Below are 15,947 nucleotides of genomic sequence, written 5' to 3'. Positions count from 1 at the left end.
GCCCTCTCCCCAAGGGAGAGGGAGCCGACCGCGATGTCTTGCGTCATACATCGACCTGAAAAACCGCGTCGATTATGGATTCGATGAAGCACATCCCCTCACCCCAGCCCTCTCCCCAAGGAGAGGGAGCCGAAGGTGGTGTCTTGCGTCATACATCAACCTGGAAAACCGGGTCGCTCATCCCCTCACCCCAGCCCTCTCCCCCTGGAGAGGGAGCTGACCGAGGGGTCTTGCGTCATGCATCGACCTGAAAAACCAGGTCGGTGTTGGATTCGGTGACGCTCGTTCAAGTCGGTGTACTTCTGCAATATCCCCGGATCGGTCCCCTCTCCCTCTGGGAGAGGGTTAGGGTGAGGGCTGGTGAGCGACCACAAAAGCCTCATCCACCCGCGCCAGGTCCTGCTCGTTCAAGGTCCCGGCGTAGTAATGCAACTTGGTCCAGGCCATCAGGTAGTCGTACCGCGCCTGCGCCAGATCGCGGCGTGTAGTAAACAGTTGCTGTTCGGCGTTCAACGCATCGAGGTTAGTCCGCTCACCACCCAGAATGCTCTGCTTGGTCGACACCACCAGCGCCTCGGCCGAACTCAGTGCTTTCTGATACGCGCGCAGTTTGCTCACCCCGGACAGGCAGGCACTGAACTGCCGACGCAGTTCGATCAGCGTTTCGCGCGTCTTGCCATCGAGTTCGTACTCGGCCTGCTCCATGGTGCGGCTGGCCTGACGCGTCGAAGCCGAGACCCCGCCACCGGCATACAACGGCACGCTCACTTCAAAACCGATGGTGTTGGTTTCGTAGCGCTGGTTGTAAGTGTTGCCGCTTTCCGATTCGTTCTGGCGCATCGACGCATAGGCATTGATTTTCGGCAGGTGCCCGGCGCGATTGCGCTCCACTTCATAACGCGCCACTTCCACGGCCTGGCGCTGCGAAGCCAGATTCGGGTTATTGCTCACCGCCATTTCGTGCCAGGTGTCGTAATTGGCCGGCATCAGCGCGAAGGTCTGGAAGTTCTGATCGAGGGGCGCCAGATCACCGATGTCCACCGCCGGTACGCCGACCAGCGCGCCCAGTTCCCGCAACGCGGCGTCCTGTTCGTTGCGCGCCTCGATCTCCTCGGCGGTTGCCAACTCATAGCGCGACTCCGCCTCGAGAATATCGGTGCGCGTGCCCTCGCCCTGCTTGAACATATGTTCGTTCTGCTGGAACTGCTGCTCGTACGCCTTCTTCTTCGCCTGAGCGATGTCGATCTGATCCTGCGCAAACAGTGCCTTGGTGTAGTTGTCCAGCACGCGAACCAGCAACTCCTGACTCTTGCCGCGAAAGTTCTCGTCGGCAAACAACGCCTGCGCGACACCTTTGCGATACGCCGCATAAGCCTCGTAGTCGAGCAGCGGTTGTTGCAGGGTCAGGGCCGAGCCGTAACTGCTGTAGTTGCGATCGTCGGTCCGGTTACGCGCACGCTCATCGAGAGACGTCGCTTTCGACGAGTTGCGGCCCTTGTTGTAGGTGTAACCGATACGTGGCAGCAGACCGGCGCGGCCAATCGCACGGTTTTCCAGACCCGCATCACGTTCCTTGATCGCCCCGAGGAACACCGGGTCATTGCGCAACGCCTGCTCGTAAATCTCGAATGGCCCCATGGCCGCTACCGCAGAGTGACTCGCGACCAGCATCATTACCGCCGCGAGCATGGAAAGCTTATTCATACAGCCGAACATCCTTATTCCTCGGTCAACGCGGAGCCGGCCCGGTCGAGCAGCGGTTTGAACAGATAATTGAGGAGTGAACGTTCGCCGGTGCGCACGAACATTTCTGCCGGCATGCCGGGCTTGATCACCAGACCGTTGAGTTTTTCCATGGCCTGATCGCTGACGCTGCTGCGCAACACGTAGTACGGCACGCCGGTCTTCTCGTCGACCATCTGGTCGGCGGAAATCAGGCTGACTTCCCCCGGTACGCGTGGGGTTTTGCTCTGGTTGAACGCGGTAAACAGGATGTCCACCGGCAAATGCGCGCCGACCTTGTCGATCAGATTGATCGGCAAGTGCCCTTCCACTTCCAGCGTGGTGCCTTGCGGGACGATCTCCAGCAGCGTTTCACCCTGACGCACCACCGCGCCTTCGGTGTGCACGCCGAGGTTGACCGCGACGCCATCAGCCGTGGCGACAATTTCACTGTGTTGCAGGTCGAAACCGGCGGAAGTCAGTTGTTCGGACAGGGTGACGCTTTTCAGTTGTGCGTCGGCCAGTTGCGTGCGGACTTCCTTCTGATATTCCTCGCTGTGCTGTTGCAGCTTCAGCCGTGATTCGAGGATGCCCTGCTCGACCCGGCCGCTTTCACCGGTGTTTTCCGCCAGTTGCTGCTGCACTTGCGACAGTTGACGCTGGTATTCCATCAAGCGGTTGCGCGGGATGTAGCCGTTGTCGGCCAGCGGTTGCAGGTTGCTCAGCTGTTGTTGCAGCGAGTCGGCCTGGGCATTGAGATCGGTCCGGGCGCGGCGCATGCCGGCCAGTTGCGCGGTGGCGCCCTCGATGCTCGCACGCAGCCCGGCCTGCTCGCGGTAGAACGCCTCGCGACGGCTGCTGAACAGTTGGCGCTGACCTTCCAGCACCAGCGCCAGACGCGGATCCGGGTCATTGCTCAGCTCGGCGGGAAAGGTCACTTGCTTGAGGTTGTCACGCTCGGCCTGCCAACGCGCGAGGCTGGCCCAGGCCATGCGGTACTGCGCTTGCAGCGACTGCACGTCAGCGGCGACTTGCGTCTGATCGAGGCGGAACAGCGGCTGGCCCTGCTTCACGATTTCGCCTTCGCGCACCAGAATCCGGCTGACCACGCCGCTGCTCATCGATTGCACGGCTTTGCGTTTGCCCGACACCACGACTGTGCCTTGCACCGGAATGCCTTGATCGAGCGGCGCCAAAGCCGCCCAGGTGAAGAAACTGCCGGCGCCGACGATCGCCAGAATCCAGCCCATGCGCGCGAAAAACTTCGCATCGCGCTCCGGGCGCTCGGTGATGTAGGCGTGCTCCATGCTCGCTTCGTTTTCAGTGTTCATGCGTGTGCTGCTCATACACCCGAATTCCTGGTCGAGGGCTGATACTGTCGGCTCATGCTGAGCCCGCCCGGTGCCTGTGCAGGTTTTTCCCGTTGTTGGTCCTGCTGGCCTGAGAGAGCCTTGAGTACGTCTTGACTCGGGCCGAAGGCTTGCAGACGACCGTCATTGAGGACCAGCAGCTTGTCAGCCTGGGCCAACACCGAAGAACGATGCGTCACCAGCACCACCGTGGTGCCTTGGGCTTTGAGCGCAGCGATGGCGCTGGCCAGCGCGGCTTCGCCGACGGTGTCGAGATTGGAGTTTGGTTCATCCAGCACCACCAGACTCGGCGTGCCATACATGGAACGCGCCAGTGCCACGCGCTGCTTCTGACCGCCAGACAAGCCACTGCCGTCCTCGCCCAGTTGCGTGTCGTAGCCTTGCGGCAGGCGCAGGATCATTTCGTGCACGCCGGCCTGTTGCGCGGCGGCGACGACCTTCTGCGGGTCGGCCTCGCTGAAACGCGCGATGTTCTCGGCGATGCTGCCGCTGAACAGTTCGATGTCTTGCGGCAGGTAGCCGATGTAGGGGCCGAGCTGGTCGCGGTTCCAGCGATGAATATCCGCGCCGTCGAGACGCACAGTGCCGCCGAGGGTCGGCCATACACCGACCAGCACACGGGCCAGAGTCGATTTGCCGGAACCGGAAGCGCCGAGCACACCGAGCACTTCGCCGGCATTCAGATTGAAATTGACCATCTGCAAAGTCGCGGCACGTTGCCCCGGTGGGCCGGCGCTGACCTGCTCGAAGGTGATCTGACCTTTCGGCGCCGGCAGCGCCATGGCGTCATCGCTGGGCGGGAACGCTTGCAGCAGCGCATCAAGACGGCGGTAAGCCAGCTTTGCCCCGCTCCACTGCTTCCATACGGCGATCAACTGGTCGATCGGGCTGAGTACGCGCCCCATCAGAATGGAACCGGCAATCATCATCCCGGCGGTCATGTCGCCTTTGATCACCAGCAAGGCGCCCAGGCCCAAGACCAACGATTGCAGGCACAGGCGCAGGGTTTTACTCAGGGAGCTGATCACCGCACCGGTGTCACTGGCCTGGTTTTGCAGGCCGAGAAAACGCGAATGCACCTGGAACCAGCGCTTGCGCAGCGAACCGAGCATGCCCATCGCCTGAATGGTTTCGGCGTTGTGCAAATGGCTGGTAGCCAACTGGCTGGACTTCTGCGAATAACCGGCCGCTTCGCCCAGCGGTTTTTTGGTCATGTATTCGTTGAGGCAGGCCAGGCCGATCAACAACAGTGCGCCCGCTGTAGCGAGCACGCCGAGCCAGACATTGAACAGGTAAATCACGAACAGATAGACCGGGAACCATGGTGCATCGAAAAACGCGAACAGCGCCGGCCCGGTGACGAATTGGCGAATGTGGGTCAGATCGCCCAACGATTGCCCGGCGTTGCCCTCGCCTTTGAACAGGTTGCGTTCGAACGCCGCTTGATAGACGCGTAGATTGAAGCGGCGCTCCAACTGGCTGCCGATGCGGATCACGATGAAGCTGCGCACCACTTCCAGCAGACCGATAAAGGCGAAGAAGCCGACCACCATCAGCGACAGCATCGCCAGGGTCGTTTCGTTCTGCGACGACAGCACCCGGTCATAGACCTGGAGCATATAGATGGAGGGCACCAGCATCAGCACGTTAATCAGCGCGGTAAAGCAGCCGACGCTGATCAGGATACTTTTATAGTCACCCAGAGCCTTGAATAAGGGAGCGGTGGCTGGGGCCTTCGCCATCTTCATTGATTATTCCTGAAAGATATCTCTCGCCAACCTTTGACGAGACTTCAATTAATTACCCGCGCACCGTTGGAGTTTTATTCCAGGTGGCTGCTTACACTTTCATAACAACTTTCGCTATTTAATGCGGTGCAGTTGCCATTGAACTATCTGCTTATAACCACACTGTCACGCCTTATATTAAAACTGTGTCGCTCGCCGGACGATCAAGACGTTGGCGCTGCGCGTTCAAGTGTGATCACCAGGCCCGATTTCAAAGTCACCGAAAAAAGCTCACCACGTTGTCGGCTGAACAACACAATTCTTGAGCCTTCCTTGCCGGTGACCGACAGACCGTCCGGATCTGGAAACCAGCCGATCGGGGTTTGTCCAAGCCATGCGCCGAGGCAGTCGGCACCCTTGCCCAGCGTCTGGTTTGGCTGCAATTCGACGACGCAGGTATTGGAGGGCTTGTCCTGCTGCTTTTGCGCTTGCGAATCGTCACCTTGAGTCAACAAGGTGGCCTGCCACTGGCCGGCAAAAACGGACGGTTCTTCAAGTCTGAGGCTGCTTGCCATACTGGTTTCTCCTGAAATCATCATGAGCGCCGCCGGAAGCCACGCCACTACCTTGTAGGTAAAAGCTTTTCTGATCATGGGAATATTCGCTCCGGCGTGTAGCCTTGCTTACCGACAAATACGATGCAAGCAAAGAAAGCGGCGCATCGCACGCCGCTTCCCACTGCTACATCACGCCACGATGTCGCTGGTCGCTGCCTGGCCAACGGTGCTGACCTGGAAGTCGGCCACGCCGTGCCCGGAGAAGTCCACTGACAACAGGCTGTTGCCGCCCGACGAGGTGAGGATCGCGTCACCGGCGGAACCGGTGAAACTGCTCACGAAATGCAGGCCGGAACCGTTGGTGATGCCGGTCAGGTCGATTTTGTCCAGACCGCTGACGAAATCGAGGATCTGATCGATCGCACCCGGCTTGGAGTCCGAGCTGGCCGCAAACACAAAGGTGTCCGAACCGGCACCGCCCCACAGCTTGTCGGCACCGCCAGCCCCGTAGAGGATGTCGTTGCCGGCACCGCCCTTGAGCTCGTTGGCCACGCTGTTGCCGATCAACAGGTCGCTGCCCGAACCGCCAATGGCGTTCTCGATGATCGCGCCCTTGGCGATGGACACGTTGCCCACCAGGCCGCCAACGTCGGAGAACGAGGCGTCATTGAGGTTGATCTTCTGGTTCTGAGTGAAGCCCGAGAAGTCCAGAGTATCCTTGCCGCCGGCATCCCACACCGAGAACACCACTTTGTCACTCGACGACGAAGCGCTGAGGAAATCACGACCCGTGTTGGAGTTGAAGCCGTAGGTGGTGTCACCGGTACGGGTGGTGGTGTTGGCACCGTAGAGTTTCTGGATAGCCGCGATATCGTCCATCAGCGGGCCGGACGAATAGGCTTCGACACCGCCCTTGCTGAAGTTCTGATTGGTGTTGCTTTCGCTCCAGTAACTCATGACGCTGTAGCCGCGGGTGTCCTGGCCGTAGGTGGCGTCATTGTAGGTCGGGTTGCCATTGCCGGCGTTGTAGTCGCCTGGGTGGGCGAGGCCCAGAGTGTGGCCAATCTCGTGAGTCAGGGTCTGACGACCATAGTTGTTCAGATCCGGATTCTTGTTCTGCGTGTAGCCACTGTTGATCAGGTACCACGAAGTGCCGTCATAACCGGCGCCGGTGCCTGGCAGATACGCGAACGCTGCAGCGCCATCCTGACCGCCGCTGTAGTTACCGAAGGTCATGTGGCCATCGCCGCCCGAGGCTTTCTCGGTGAAGGTCACGTTGGCCACGTCAGCCCAGGATTGCATGGCGAGCTTGGCCTGGGCCTGTTGTTGGGCACTGAACTGACTGAACCCGCTGATCCCGTGCTTGTACATCGTGCTGGACGATGCAGAAGTCAGGAACGTATAGGTCAGTTCGATCTTGCCGCTGCCGTCCTTGTCCTGGTAGGCAGCACCGTCGCGCAGCAACTGGGTGGCGGCCTGGTCGACGGAGTAGGAGGGTTTGCCATTGACCGTGAGGTTACCGCCACGATCGTATTGATGGCTGAAGCTATTGATCTGGTTGTACGCCGAGCTGAAGGCTGACAGCTGGAAAGCCTGTTCGGCAGTATCAATAGCATTCGCTTTAACTTTCGACATAAACACACTTCCTTGTTTAGCAATGGAACAGTTTTTGTCCGACAGAACGATCTCTGGCGAGGTCGTCCTATCACTCGCCCAATGAAGGCGTAAGAAACCTGACACAATTTGAAATCTGTCGTAAAGGATTTTTTTGAGATCAAATCGCGCAGTTTCACGAAACTGCCGGAAACAAAGCGTGTGGGGAAGGAAGAATATTTTAGTTGCAGGGCTTTTGCCTAATTGTCTGACGATTTTCTATTTAAATATTAAATATGGGTAAGTTGTTTTTTGTTAGACGCGTCTCACTTTCCCGCACTTGATAAGTGCGATGCCAGTGTATTGATATCACCTTCTAAAATACTGAAAACCCATTGTGGGAGCGAGCTTGCTCGCGAAGGCGTCGGGTCAGACAACATTGATGCTGAATGACAGACCGCCTTCGCGAGCAGGCTCGCACCCACGGTTTTTTCGTTGGGACAAATCGATCAAGGTGCTTCGATGTCGTAGATCACATCAACAGCGTATTGGTTGTCACCAATGGTGATCGATTCGAACTTGAGAGAGCCATTGATACGATTATTTGCTTGTCTCTGGAGCGTCACCAAACCTGACTCAGCCCTAAAATAAACGTCCGGCGGACCATATTTCGTATAGCTGAGATGGAGGATTTTCGGATCGCCCACCTTGAACTCACCAGCCGGTTGCGAAGCGCTCGAAAGCTGTAACCCGATTGCGACGTGTTCCCCTGGCGCTTCCGGATCGTCCACGACGCCATGAAAACGCAATGTACCTTGCTGTTCATCACGCCAGATCCAAGGATCCTTGAAGTCGTGAACCTTTCCCGTCTTCAGGTTTTTCACCTTCCCCTTGATCGTGCCTGAGGCCTCCCCTTTTTGGCCTTCATGGCTATCGGGTAATTCAGAAAAAATTTCGGGCTTAAACATTTTCCTTTTCCTTTTCCCTTTTCGAAGACCGGTGCGATCTTCGTTTTTTTATTAGAAAGGAAAATGATCCAGCTGAAACCTGTCAGATATGACAGGTATAAAAACAGAATACGTTATTCCAATACCTTCAAAAGCAAGCTGGCCGGGCTGCGCGCCCGGCCCACTGATCAACTCCCGGTACGAATCTTGTTCCACACCCGCGTGCGAATCCGGTCAATGTTCAACGGCATCGCCTCCAGCGCAAACAGCTTGCCCATCATCTCCGGGCTCGGATAAACCTTGGTGTCGTTCTTGATCGCCGGGTCGATCAGGCTGTCTGCCTGTTCATTGCCATTGGCGTAATGCACGTAGTTGCTGATGCCGGCCATCACGTCCGGGCGCAGCAGGTAATTCATGAACGCATAACCTGCCTTCTCGTCCGGGGCATCGACCGGCATGGCGACCATGTCGAACCAGATCGCAGCGCCTTCCTTGGGAATCGCATAACCGATGTCGACACCGTTTTTCGCTTCCTTGGCACGGTTTTCGGCTTGCAGGATGTCGCCGGAGAACCCGACTGCCACGCAGATGTCGCCGTTGGCCAGGTCGCTGGTGTATTTCGAGGAATGGAAATAGCTGACGTACGGCCGCACTTTCATCAGCAGCGCTTCAGCTTTCTTGTAGTCCTCGGGATTTTTGCTGTGGTGCGGCAGACCCAGGTAGTTGAGTGCCGCCGGGAGCAATTCCGGGCCGTTGTCGAGGATCGCTACCCCGCACTTCTGCAGTTTTTCCATGTACTCGGGCTTGAAGATCAAATCCCAGGAGTCCACCGGCGCATTGTCGCCCAGTACGGCTTTGACCTTGGCGATGTTGTAGCCGATGCCGGTGCTGCCCCACAGGTACGGAAAACCGTGTTCGTTGTTCGGATCATTGGTTTGCAGCGCTTTGAGCAGCACCGGATTGAGATTTTTCCAGTTCGGCAACTGACTCTTGTCGAGCTTCTTCAGCGCCCCGCCCTGAATCTGCCGGGCCATGAAATGGTTGGACGGAAACACCACGTCGTAACCGGATTTACCCGTCATCAACTTGCCGTCGAGGGTTTCGTTGCTGTCGTAGACGTCATAGGTAACACCCACGCCGGTCTCTTTCTCGAAGTTCTTGGTGGTGTCCGGCGCGATGTAGTCGGACCAGTTGTAAACCTTGACCGTTTCCGCTGCCTGAGCAAGGGAAACAGCGAGCATCAGCGGTGCCAGAGCGAGGGTCTTGCGGATCATGGATCGATTCCTGTGTGGGTTTTCTTTTTTGTTGGCAGGCAATCAAAGGATCAAACAATCAGAAAATCAGCACGTAGCTCTTGCGCACGGTTTCCTGGATATCCCAGACACCGAGCGTGTTGGCCGGCAACATCAGTGCGTCGCCACCTTGTATGTGCAGGGTCTCGCCGCCACCGTCAGGGGTGAACGTGCAACGCCCGGAAATGAAATGACAGAACTCCTGCGCGGTGATCTGCCGGCGCCAGCGCCCGGGGGTGCATTCCCAGACGCCAGTTTCGACGCCGTCATCGCGCTCGACGCTGGTGGTCGAGGCAATCGCGATCGGCTCGTCGAGGGGGACGGCCACCGGGCTGGAGTCGTCGAGCTGCAAGGTCGCGGTGTTTTTAAACTGGGTAATGCTCATGGTCTGTCCTGTCTTTTAAATAAACGGCGTTTAGTGCATGAAACCTTCCATGAACTCCGCGACCTGGCTCGCAAGCTTGCGCCGCCATGGCGAGGTCGCCGGGTTGGCCAGGGTCTGGTCTTCGTGGACGAAACTTTTGATGATTGCGTTGTAACCGAGCCAGCGGCATGGCTCGGGCTCCCACGCACGCAGCGCGTGGATGCCGCCGTCCGGCAGCACCCACGGCTGCTGAGTCAATTCGGTGTCGCGCTCAAGAATCAGGTCCGCCAGGGTGCGCCCGCCGAGATTGCTGGCGCCGACACCCTCCCCGCCATAACCGCCGGACAGCGCGATACCGTTGGCGCGATCACACAGCATGTGCGGCTTGAAGTGCCGGGACATGCCGAGGTTGCCGCCCCAGGCGTGGGTGATCTGTACGTTTTTCAGCTGCGGGAACAACTCGCCGAACAGATAACGGCGCAGCTCGACTTCATCGCGGGTCAGATCAAAGTTATGGCGCAGCTTGCCGGCGAACTGGTAACCGCCACGGGCGCCAAAGATCAAGCGGTTGTCGGCGCTGCGCTGGCCATAAGTGACCTGACGGCTGAATTCACTGAATGCCTGCCCTCGGCTGAGGCCGATTTCGTCCCAGGTCGCCGCCGATAACGGCTCGGTGGCGACGATCAGGCTTTGCACCGGCAACTGATAACGGCCCAGCGGCGGCAGAGTCACCGAATAACCTTCCACGGCGGGCACGACCCAGCGACTGCGCACGCTGGCTTTCGCCGTGCGCAAACTGCCCGACTGCCAATGAGTGACCGGGCTGTTTTCGTAGATTTTCACGCCCATGTTCTGCACGGTGCGCGCCAGACCGCGCACCAGTTTCGCCGGGTGAATGGTCGCCACATGGGGCGCGCAAATCCCGCCGTAAGGCTTGGCCACGCGGATCTGCCGGGCGAGTTGTTCGGGGTTGAGCCAGCGGTAATCGTCGTCGGTCAGGCCCTGGGCATGCAGTTTGCTCAGGTATTCGCGCAGAGAGGTTGCCTGCTCCGGGTAACGCGCGGCGCAATACAGTACGCCGCCCTTGCGGTAATCGCAGTCAATGCCTTCGCGTTCGAGGACGACTTCCACTTCATCGGGGATGCTGTGCAGCAAGTCGAAGGAAGCGCGGCGCTGGTCTGGCGAGAGGCCGGCCAACAACCGATCCTCGCCGAGGAGATTGCCCATCAACCAGCCGCCATTGCGCCCGGAGGCGCCGAAACCGGCGGTCTGCGCTTCGACAATGGCGATATCCAGACCCGGGGCGAGTTTCTTCAGGTAGTACGCGGTCCACAGCCCCGTGTAACCGGCGCCGATGATCGCCACGTCGACGTCCAGATCTCGCTCGAGCTCGGGCCGCGCGGTCAGCGGCTCATCAAGTTGATCCATCCACAAACTGATAGTGCGCCACGCCGGCATGCAAGACTCCGCCACTGAGAACTTCGATGGCGTCGATCCTAGTGGCTGTGCTCAGCGGATGTCTTGCGCGCGTGTCCGCAAAGAAATTTGTTTCGCGTAAGCCTTCGGCGACTGGCCGGTGTGCTGGCGGAAACAGCTGTAGAACGCCGACAACGAATTGAAACCGGCGGCGAAGGCCAACTCATCGATGCGCAGCGGCGGCGTCGCGTTATCGAGCGAACGCAGCAGATGTTGCAGGCGCGCCTGATTGACGTAGCGATAGAAGCTTTGCCCAAGCACCTGATTGAGCAGATAGGAAATCTGATTGCGGCTGTAGCCACACTCCTTCGCCACCCGCTGCAGGTCGAGTTCAGGATCGAGGTACGGCTGCTGCTTTTCGAAATACTGCTGCAGGTCTTCAGCCATAAAGCTCAGCTGACGCGGCGACAGCCCCAGGCGACTGACCGCCGGGCGCTGACTGGGCGAGGCCGTGCCAGCCGTTTGTGTGCGCACCAGCGAGGCGTACTCGTTAACGCGCCAGATCAGCCCGTCCTTGACCGTGAGCGCCTCACTGGAGCGAAACGACACCAGACCGTCGCCGCCGCGCAAGGTCACCTCGTACTGGATGAACGCGGTGTTGCCGTCGACGCGAATACGGTCGCAATGTTCAAGCAGCTCGTCGGATTCTCGCGGCATGCTCACGCGCACGTACTCGCGCAAGTCGTCGAGGCCAAGCACGCGGTTCTGAAAGAAATCGTTGTACTGAATGTCCGGGTGATACAGCGCCATGACGCTGTCGAGGTCGCGGTGTTTCCAGCTCAGGTGATAGCGCATGACCGTGGCTGCCGTGGCTTGCGTCTGTTCTGGGCCGTCGTCGTCGGCGTGCATAAAGGACTCGGCGCAAAAAAACCGAGCTTGCCCAAGTTCGCCACAGGCTTCAATCACTAATCCGTGATGGCACTTTGGCGATGATTGCGTAGGCCGTGACTTACATCAAAAAATGCGAAGCAATCGCAAAATGAACTGAAAAATCTCACAGGAATTTCACATCCGGATGCTACTTTTAATGTCAGTCACCGGTTGAGCCAATGAAGGCTCTTCCCACCTAACATGAGCAAACGGAAGCGCTCGATGAAGAAGGCGGGCAACACATGAATAAAGGGTCAAGCAAAGTCACGTTCCCCAACGCATGCCAGTTGATGCGTTGGCATTTTCATCCGATGGGTTTCGAGGCGACGATGGACGCGCCGGGCAGCATGATCGCCCGTCTGTTCGATCGTGCCAGTGGCGAAACCATGATCGCCATTGCCGGCATTCCTTGTGCGACAGTGATGAACGCAGCAGATGTCGAGCGAATCATCGAGGCTGTGGAGGATGAGCTGGAAGCGTTCATTCCTCCAGAGTCTCTCAAGAATTACGCATAAACCAATGATTTAAAACGAAAAGCCCGCAGCGATGCGGGCTTTTTTGTGCTTAAGCGGTTTGCTTTGTAGTTCGATGATCAACGAAGAACGGCTTGCCCTTGGCTACCTGGTCGGACGCTCGAGGCATATTCACCGCTTGCCCTTCCTGCGGTTCGACATACCAGTAGCAATGGCTGACCGCCCGCGTGATGCCGACATATGCCAGGCGCAGAATCTCGTCCTTCTGCGCGCTGTCATATGGCTCGCTGTCGCCCGACTTGCCCAATCCGGCCATGCGATAAACCTGGTTCTTGTAAGGCGAACTGGTCAGATGCTGACAGTCGCCGAGCAAAAACACCGCATCCGCTTGCAAGCCCTTGGCGCTGTGGTAGGTCAATTGCTTCAGGCGCCGCGCTTCGTAAGGCAAGCTCGAATCCACATTAACTACCGACTGAATATGCTCTTCAATCAATGACTTATCGCTGCTTTTTCGATAAAGCATCAAGATCGAATGGCCCTGACGATAGTGTTCGGCAAGGCGCTGGCCCAAGGCCTGATCGTCACGTTCCAGCACATTGACTGGCTGCAACGGCCTGGGCGCGCCGCTGGCCCTGGCTTTTTTCCCCGGGATCGCCGGCGCGCTGCGAACGATGTGTTCGGCGGCGTCAATGATGTGCTGATGACTGCGGTAGTTGTCGCTGAGCATCACTCGCGTAGTGCTTGGCGACGGGAACTCCTTGTCGAACGCCATGAAGTAACTCGGCGAACTGCCGCGCCAGCCGTAGATCGACTGCCAGTCATCACCGACGCACAACAGTGATGAACGCTGTGCGCCCCGCCCGACATGCATGGCCGGGCCACGGCTGCGGATTTCTGCGAGGCTGGCGCGAATCCACGAGACGATCTGCGGCGAAACGTCTTGAAACTCGTCGATCATCAGATGGGAAAGCGGCCTCAGTAACTCGTCGCTCAAAAGCTTGAGGTTCTCCGGCGAGTGCTCGCTGAACAGCGCGAACATGCGGTTGTAGGTCATGACCGGCGGTTTCTGATCGAGCAGATGGTCTTCAAAGGCGCGCCAGAACAGACTCAAGGCCTCAAAGAAGAAACGATCCGGGTCGTCCTTGGCAAAACTCATGCGACCCACCGCGTCAGGCACATCCAGGCCCAGGTTTTCGATGAAGCCTGCCGCTGCCACAAAACAGTCGAGCAACGGCGCGGAAGCCAGTTCACCCTTGACCTTGTAATCGAAGCCCGGCCCGGCACTGGCGTCGCCTGCCAACGTTGCCAAAACGCGCTTTGATGACTCGTAACTATCTAGCCAAATCAATGGTTTACGACAGAAAGCTTGAAACAGGGTGCGTTTTACCGCCCACTCTGCGCGCAAGCTGAGCTTGGCATTGGGTCGACTTAGCTGCGGGTTTTCCCGTGAATCAAAACCGAGCACCACCCACGCATCCAGGCTCGGAATGTAGCCGTGGCAATGGAATTTTGCGCCGTTGATATCGAAACTCTGACGGTTCGGCTCAATGCCTTTGATCGGCCAGGCGCCAGCGCGGAACCACAGATCTTCGATGGCGTCGCACAGTACTTCGTCGCGCCGCGATGCCAGCTCCGTTACCGCTACGCGTTTTTGCACATCCGGGTGATCACGTTCCAGCTCCTTGAGCTGCAACCCGGCGCGAGACAGCGGCTGAATCAACTGGCGGAAACGCTCGTCGTCGTTAAACAAACGGTGATAGCAGGCGTTGAGCTGCTGACGTTGCGCGTCGTTGATGCGCAAATCGAACGGATTGCTGTCGACGTCCTCCTCTGCACCTTGAACTCGATGACTGAGGTTTTCAAAGGCTTGCAAGCGCTCGAACCCGGGCAAGCTGCGCACCATCGGCAGAATGCGCGAATGGAAAGTGCGCACCAGTTCGCGCGCCTGACGCAGACTCAGCGTCTGGTTCCAGAGCGCGAACAGCTCGATCAATTTGTTGATGAAATCCTTGCGCGACTCGCGGGTGAAGGTCACCACGGTCATCGAATCCAGCTCAAAACCCAGATAGTGGTTGAGCAACAAAATACGCAGCACCAACGTGGTGGATTTGCCTGCGCCAGCGCCGGCGACCACTGAGGTTGACGGGGTCTCGCTGAAAATCATTTTCCATTGCGCGGTGCTTGGCTGAGCATGCTCAGGCAGCAAGCGGGCGACATCAGCCTTCATGCGCTTTTTCAGCTCAGCCGTCAGTGGCAGGCGCCAATCGTCGAACAGATGGTTATCGACGCTCGGTGGACGGTGCTCAGTGTTGCGGCTGTCACGGATCAGCAGCACCTGACGGCCTTCTTCCAGCCCCTCAAGCTTGCCTTCCTTAAAGCCATATTCGACACCAGCGGTATGACCGCTGCGAAAACCATCAGCCTGACCGTGCAACCACGATGCACGGTGCTGCGCGCGAAGGCGGGTCAAACCGTGGCCGAAGAAGCGTGCAGCCAGGCGTTTGAACCATGGCATCTCGGCCAAGGGGCGAAGTTCGGGAGGGAGATCGGGGGTGTGTTGCGCCACGCTGACGGGCTCCAGTGTGTGAGGCTGTTGCGGCTATGGTGTCTGTATTTGCCGTTCAGTTCTAGCGAAATGCTTACAGGTCATTGGTTTAGGCGATGAACTGAAGGTGAGATGAGACGCTTTCGAGTCTTTTCTTATCGGATATTTCGATCATAACACCGCATTTTTTACGCTTTTTATCGATTGTTGACTGATAGATGATGGCCGTCATAAACCACCGGTGTCGCGTTGGGGGTCAACCATTAACACCCCCATGACGGGACCTTTTGAGGAGACGATCATGCTTGAACTCAGACCTTTCAGCTCGCTGGGCGGCGCCCATCACGGCTGGCTGGATGCCCATCACCATTTTTCGTTCGCCGAGTACTATGACCCGCAGCGTATGAACTGGGGCAACTTGCGGGTGTGGAACGATGACGTGATCGCTGCCGGCACCGGCTTTCCTCAGCATCCGCATCGCGACATGGAAATCATCACTTATGTCCGTGAAGGAGCGATTACTCACCAGGACAATCTGGGCAACAAGGGCCGCACCGAGGCGGGTGACGTCCAGGTCATGAGCGCCGGCACCGGCATCGCGCACAGCGAGTACAACCTGGAAGCCAAGGACACCAAAATCTTCCAGATCTGGATTCTGCCAACGGAAACCGGCGCACCGCCCTCGTGGGGTGCCAAACCGTTCCCGAAAGGCCAGCGCGAAGGCTTTGTCACGTTGGCCAGCGGCAAGGAAGGTGACGACCAGAGCTTGCGGATTCGCGCTGATGCAAGGCTGGTCGCGGCCAACCTCAAGGCGGGTGAAACCGCAGAATATCAGTTGGATGAAGGTCGTCGTGCCTATCTGGTGCCAGCCACTGGCGTGATTGAAGTCAACGGCTTGCGCGCGCAAGCTCGAGACGGTGTAGCGGTAGCGCAGGAACGAGTGCTGAGCGTTACGGCCCTTGAAGACAGTGAAATTGTCCTGGTAGATTTGGCCTGATGGCTTGAATGGCA

13 protein-coding genes are annotated in these 15,947 nt (G+C 58.2%); 2 read left to right on the top strand and 11 right to left on the bottom strand.

The window, feature by feature from the left end; all coding sequences use genetic code 11:
• Nucleotides 1-345 precede the first annotated feature (345 nt).
• The 10 genes from ACM6IV_RS03465 to ACM6IV_RS03420 all read right to left on the bottom strand — a co-directional run bounded on the left by ACM6IV_RS03465 (nucleotide 346) and on the right by ACM6IV_RS03420 (nucleotide 11,897).
• Nucleotides 346-1,716: a TolC family outer membrane protein gene (locus tag ACM6IV_RS03465; RefSeq protein ID WP_414868733.1), complete on the bottom strand. Its 1,371-nt coding sequence runs from the start codon at nucleotides 1,714-1,716 to the stop codon at nucleotides 346-348.
• 2 nt (nucleotides 1,717-1,718) lie between these two features.
• Nucleotides 1,719-3,068, bottom strand: coding sequence for an HlyD family type I secretion periplasmic adaptor subunit (locus tag ACM6IV_RS03460; RefSeq protein ID WP_414868732.1), 1,350 nt, complete (start codon nucleotides 3,066-3,068; stop codon nucleotides 1,719-1,721).
• Nucleotides 3,065-4,840: a type I secretion system permease/ATPase gene (locus tag ACM6IV_RS03455; protein ID WP_414868731.1), complete on the bottom strand. Its 1,776-nt coding sequence runs from the start codon at nucleotides 4,838-4,840 to the stop codon at nucleotides 3,065-3,067. The genes ACM6IV_RS03460 and ACM6IV_RS03455 overlap by 4 nt, the downstream gene beginning before the upstream one ends.
• 203 nt (nucleotides 4,841-5,043) lie before the next feature.
• Nucleotides 5,044-5,472 carry an AprI/Inh family metalloprotease inhibitor gene (locus tag ACM6IV_RS03450; RefSeq protein WP_414868730.1) on the bottom strand — a complete coding sequence of 143 codons (429 nt, stop codon included), beginning with the start codon at nucleotides 5,470-5,472 and terminating at the stop codon, nucleotides 5,044-5,046.
• 93 nt (nucleotides 5,473-5,565) lie between these two features.
• Nucleotides 5,566-7,011, bottom strand: a complete 1,446-nt coding sequence (locus tag ACM6IV_RS03445; protein WP_414868729.1) for a serralysin family metalloprotease — start codon at nucleotides 7,009-7,011, stop codon at nucleotides 5,566-5,568.
• A 467-nt stretch (nucleotides 7,012-7,478) separates the two neighbouring features.
• Entirely contained in the window at nucleotides 7,479-7,937 is a 459-nt protein-coding gene (locus ACM6IV_RS03440; RefSeq protein ID WP_414868728.1) for a hypothetical protein, read from the bottom strand.
• A gap of 167 nt (nucleotides 7,938-8,104) precedes the next feature.
• Nucleotides 8,105-9,190 (bottom strand): polyamine ABC transporter substrate-binding protein, encoded by a 1,086-nt coding sequence (locus ACM6IV_RS03435; protein WP_150692390.1) that lies wholly within the window; start codon nucleotides 9,188-9,190, stop codon nucleotides 8,105-8,107.
• Between the two features lie 58 nt (nucleotides 9,191-9,248).
• Nucleotides 9,249-9,593 carry a cupin domain-containing protein gene (locus ACM6IV_RS03430; protein WP_414868727.1) on the bottom strand — a complete coding sequence of 115 codons (345 nt, stop codon included), beginning with the start codon at nucleotides 9,591-9,593 and terminating at the stop codon, nucleotides 9,249-9,251.
• A gap of 30 nt (nucleotides 9,594-9,623) precedes the next feature.
• Nucleotides 9,624-11,030 carry an NAD(P)/FAD-dependent oxidoreductase gene (locus ACM6IV_RS03425; protein ID WP_414868726.1) on the bottom strand — a complete coding sequence of 469 codons (1,407 nt, stop codon included), beginning with the start codon at nucleotides 11,028-11,030 and terminating at the stop codon, nucleotides 9,624-9,626.
• A 51-nt stretch (nucleotides 11,031-11,081) separates the two neighbouring features.
• Nucleotides 11,082-11,897: a helix-turn-helix domain-containing protein gene (locus tag ACM6IV_RS03420; RefSeq protein ID WP_414868725.1), complete on the bottom strand. Its 816-nt coding sequence runs from the start codon at nucleotides 11,895-11,897 to the stop codon at nucleotides 11,082-11,084.
• A 263-nt stretch (nucleotides 11,898-12,160) separates the two neighbouring features.
• Here ACM6IV_RS03420 and ACM6IV_RS03415 point away from each other — a divergent pair, with 263 nt between their 5' ends.
• Nucleotides 12,161-12,433, top strand: coding sequence for a DUF1652 domain-containing protein (locus ACM6IV_RS03415; protein WP_047597212.1), 273 nt, complete (start codon nucleotides 12,161-12,163; stop codon nucleotides 12,431-12,433).
• A 49-nt stretch (nucleotides 12,434-12,482) separates the two neighbouring features.
• Here the strand turns inward: ACM6IV_RS03415 and ACM6IV_RS03410 are convergent, their stop codons facing one another.
• Nucleotides 12,483-14,957 carry a UvrD-helicase domain-containing protein gene (locus tag ACM6IV_RS03410; RefSeq protein WP_414868724.1) on the bottom strand — a complete coding sequence of 825 codons (2,475 nt, stop codon included), beginning with the start codon at nucleotides 14,955-14,957 and terminating at the stop codon, nucleotides 12,483-12,485.
• A 280-nt stretch (nucleotides 14,958-15,237) separates the two neighbouring features.
• Here ACM6IV_RS03410 and ACM6IV_RS03405 point away from each other — a divergent pair, with 280 nt between their 5' ends.
• The gene (locus tag ACM6IV_RS03405) at nucleotides 15,238-15,933 is read left to right on the top strand and encodes a pirin family protein (RefSeq protein WP_414868723.1); all 696 of its coding nucleotides are present in this window, start codon (nucleotides 15,238-15,240) and stop codon (nucleotides 15,931-15,933) included.
• Nucleotides 15,934-15,947 lie beyond the last annotated feature (14 nt).

Source organism: Pseudomonas sp. IT-347P (genome assembly GCF_949768005.1).
Lineage (GTDB): Bacteria > Pseudomonadota > Gammaproteobacteria > Pseudomonadales > Pseudomonadaceae > Aquipseudomonas.
Note: the sequence above shows the minus strand (reverse complement) of the source record. Positions and strands in the feature narration are given on the sequence as shown.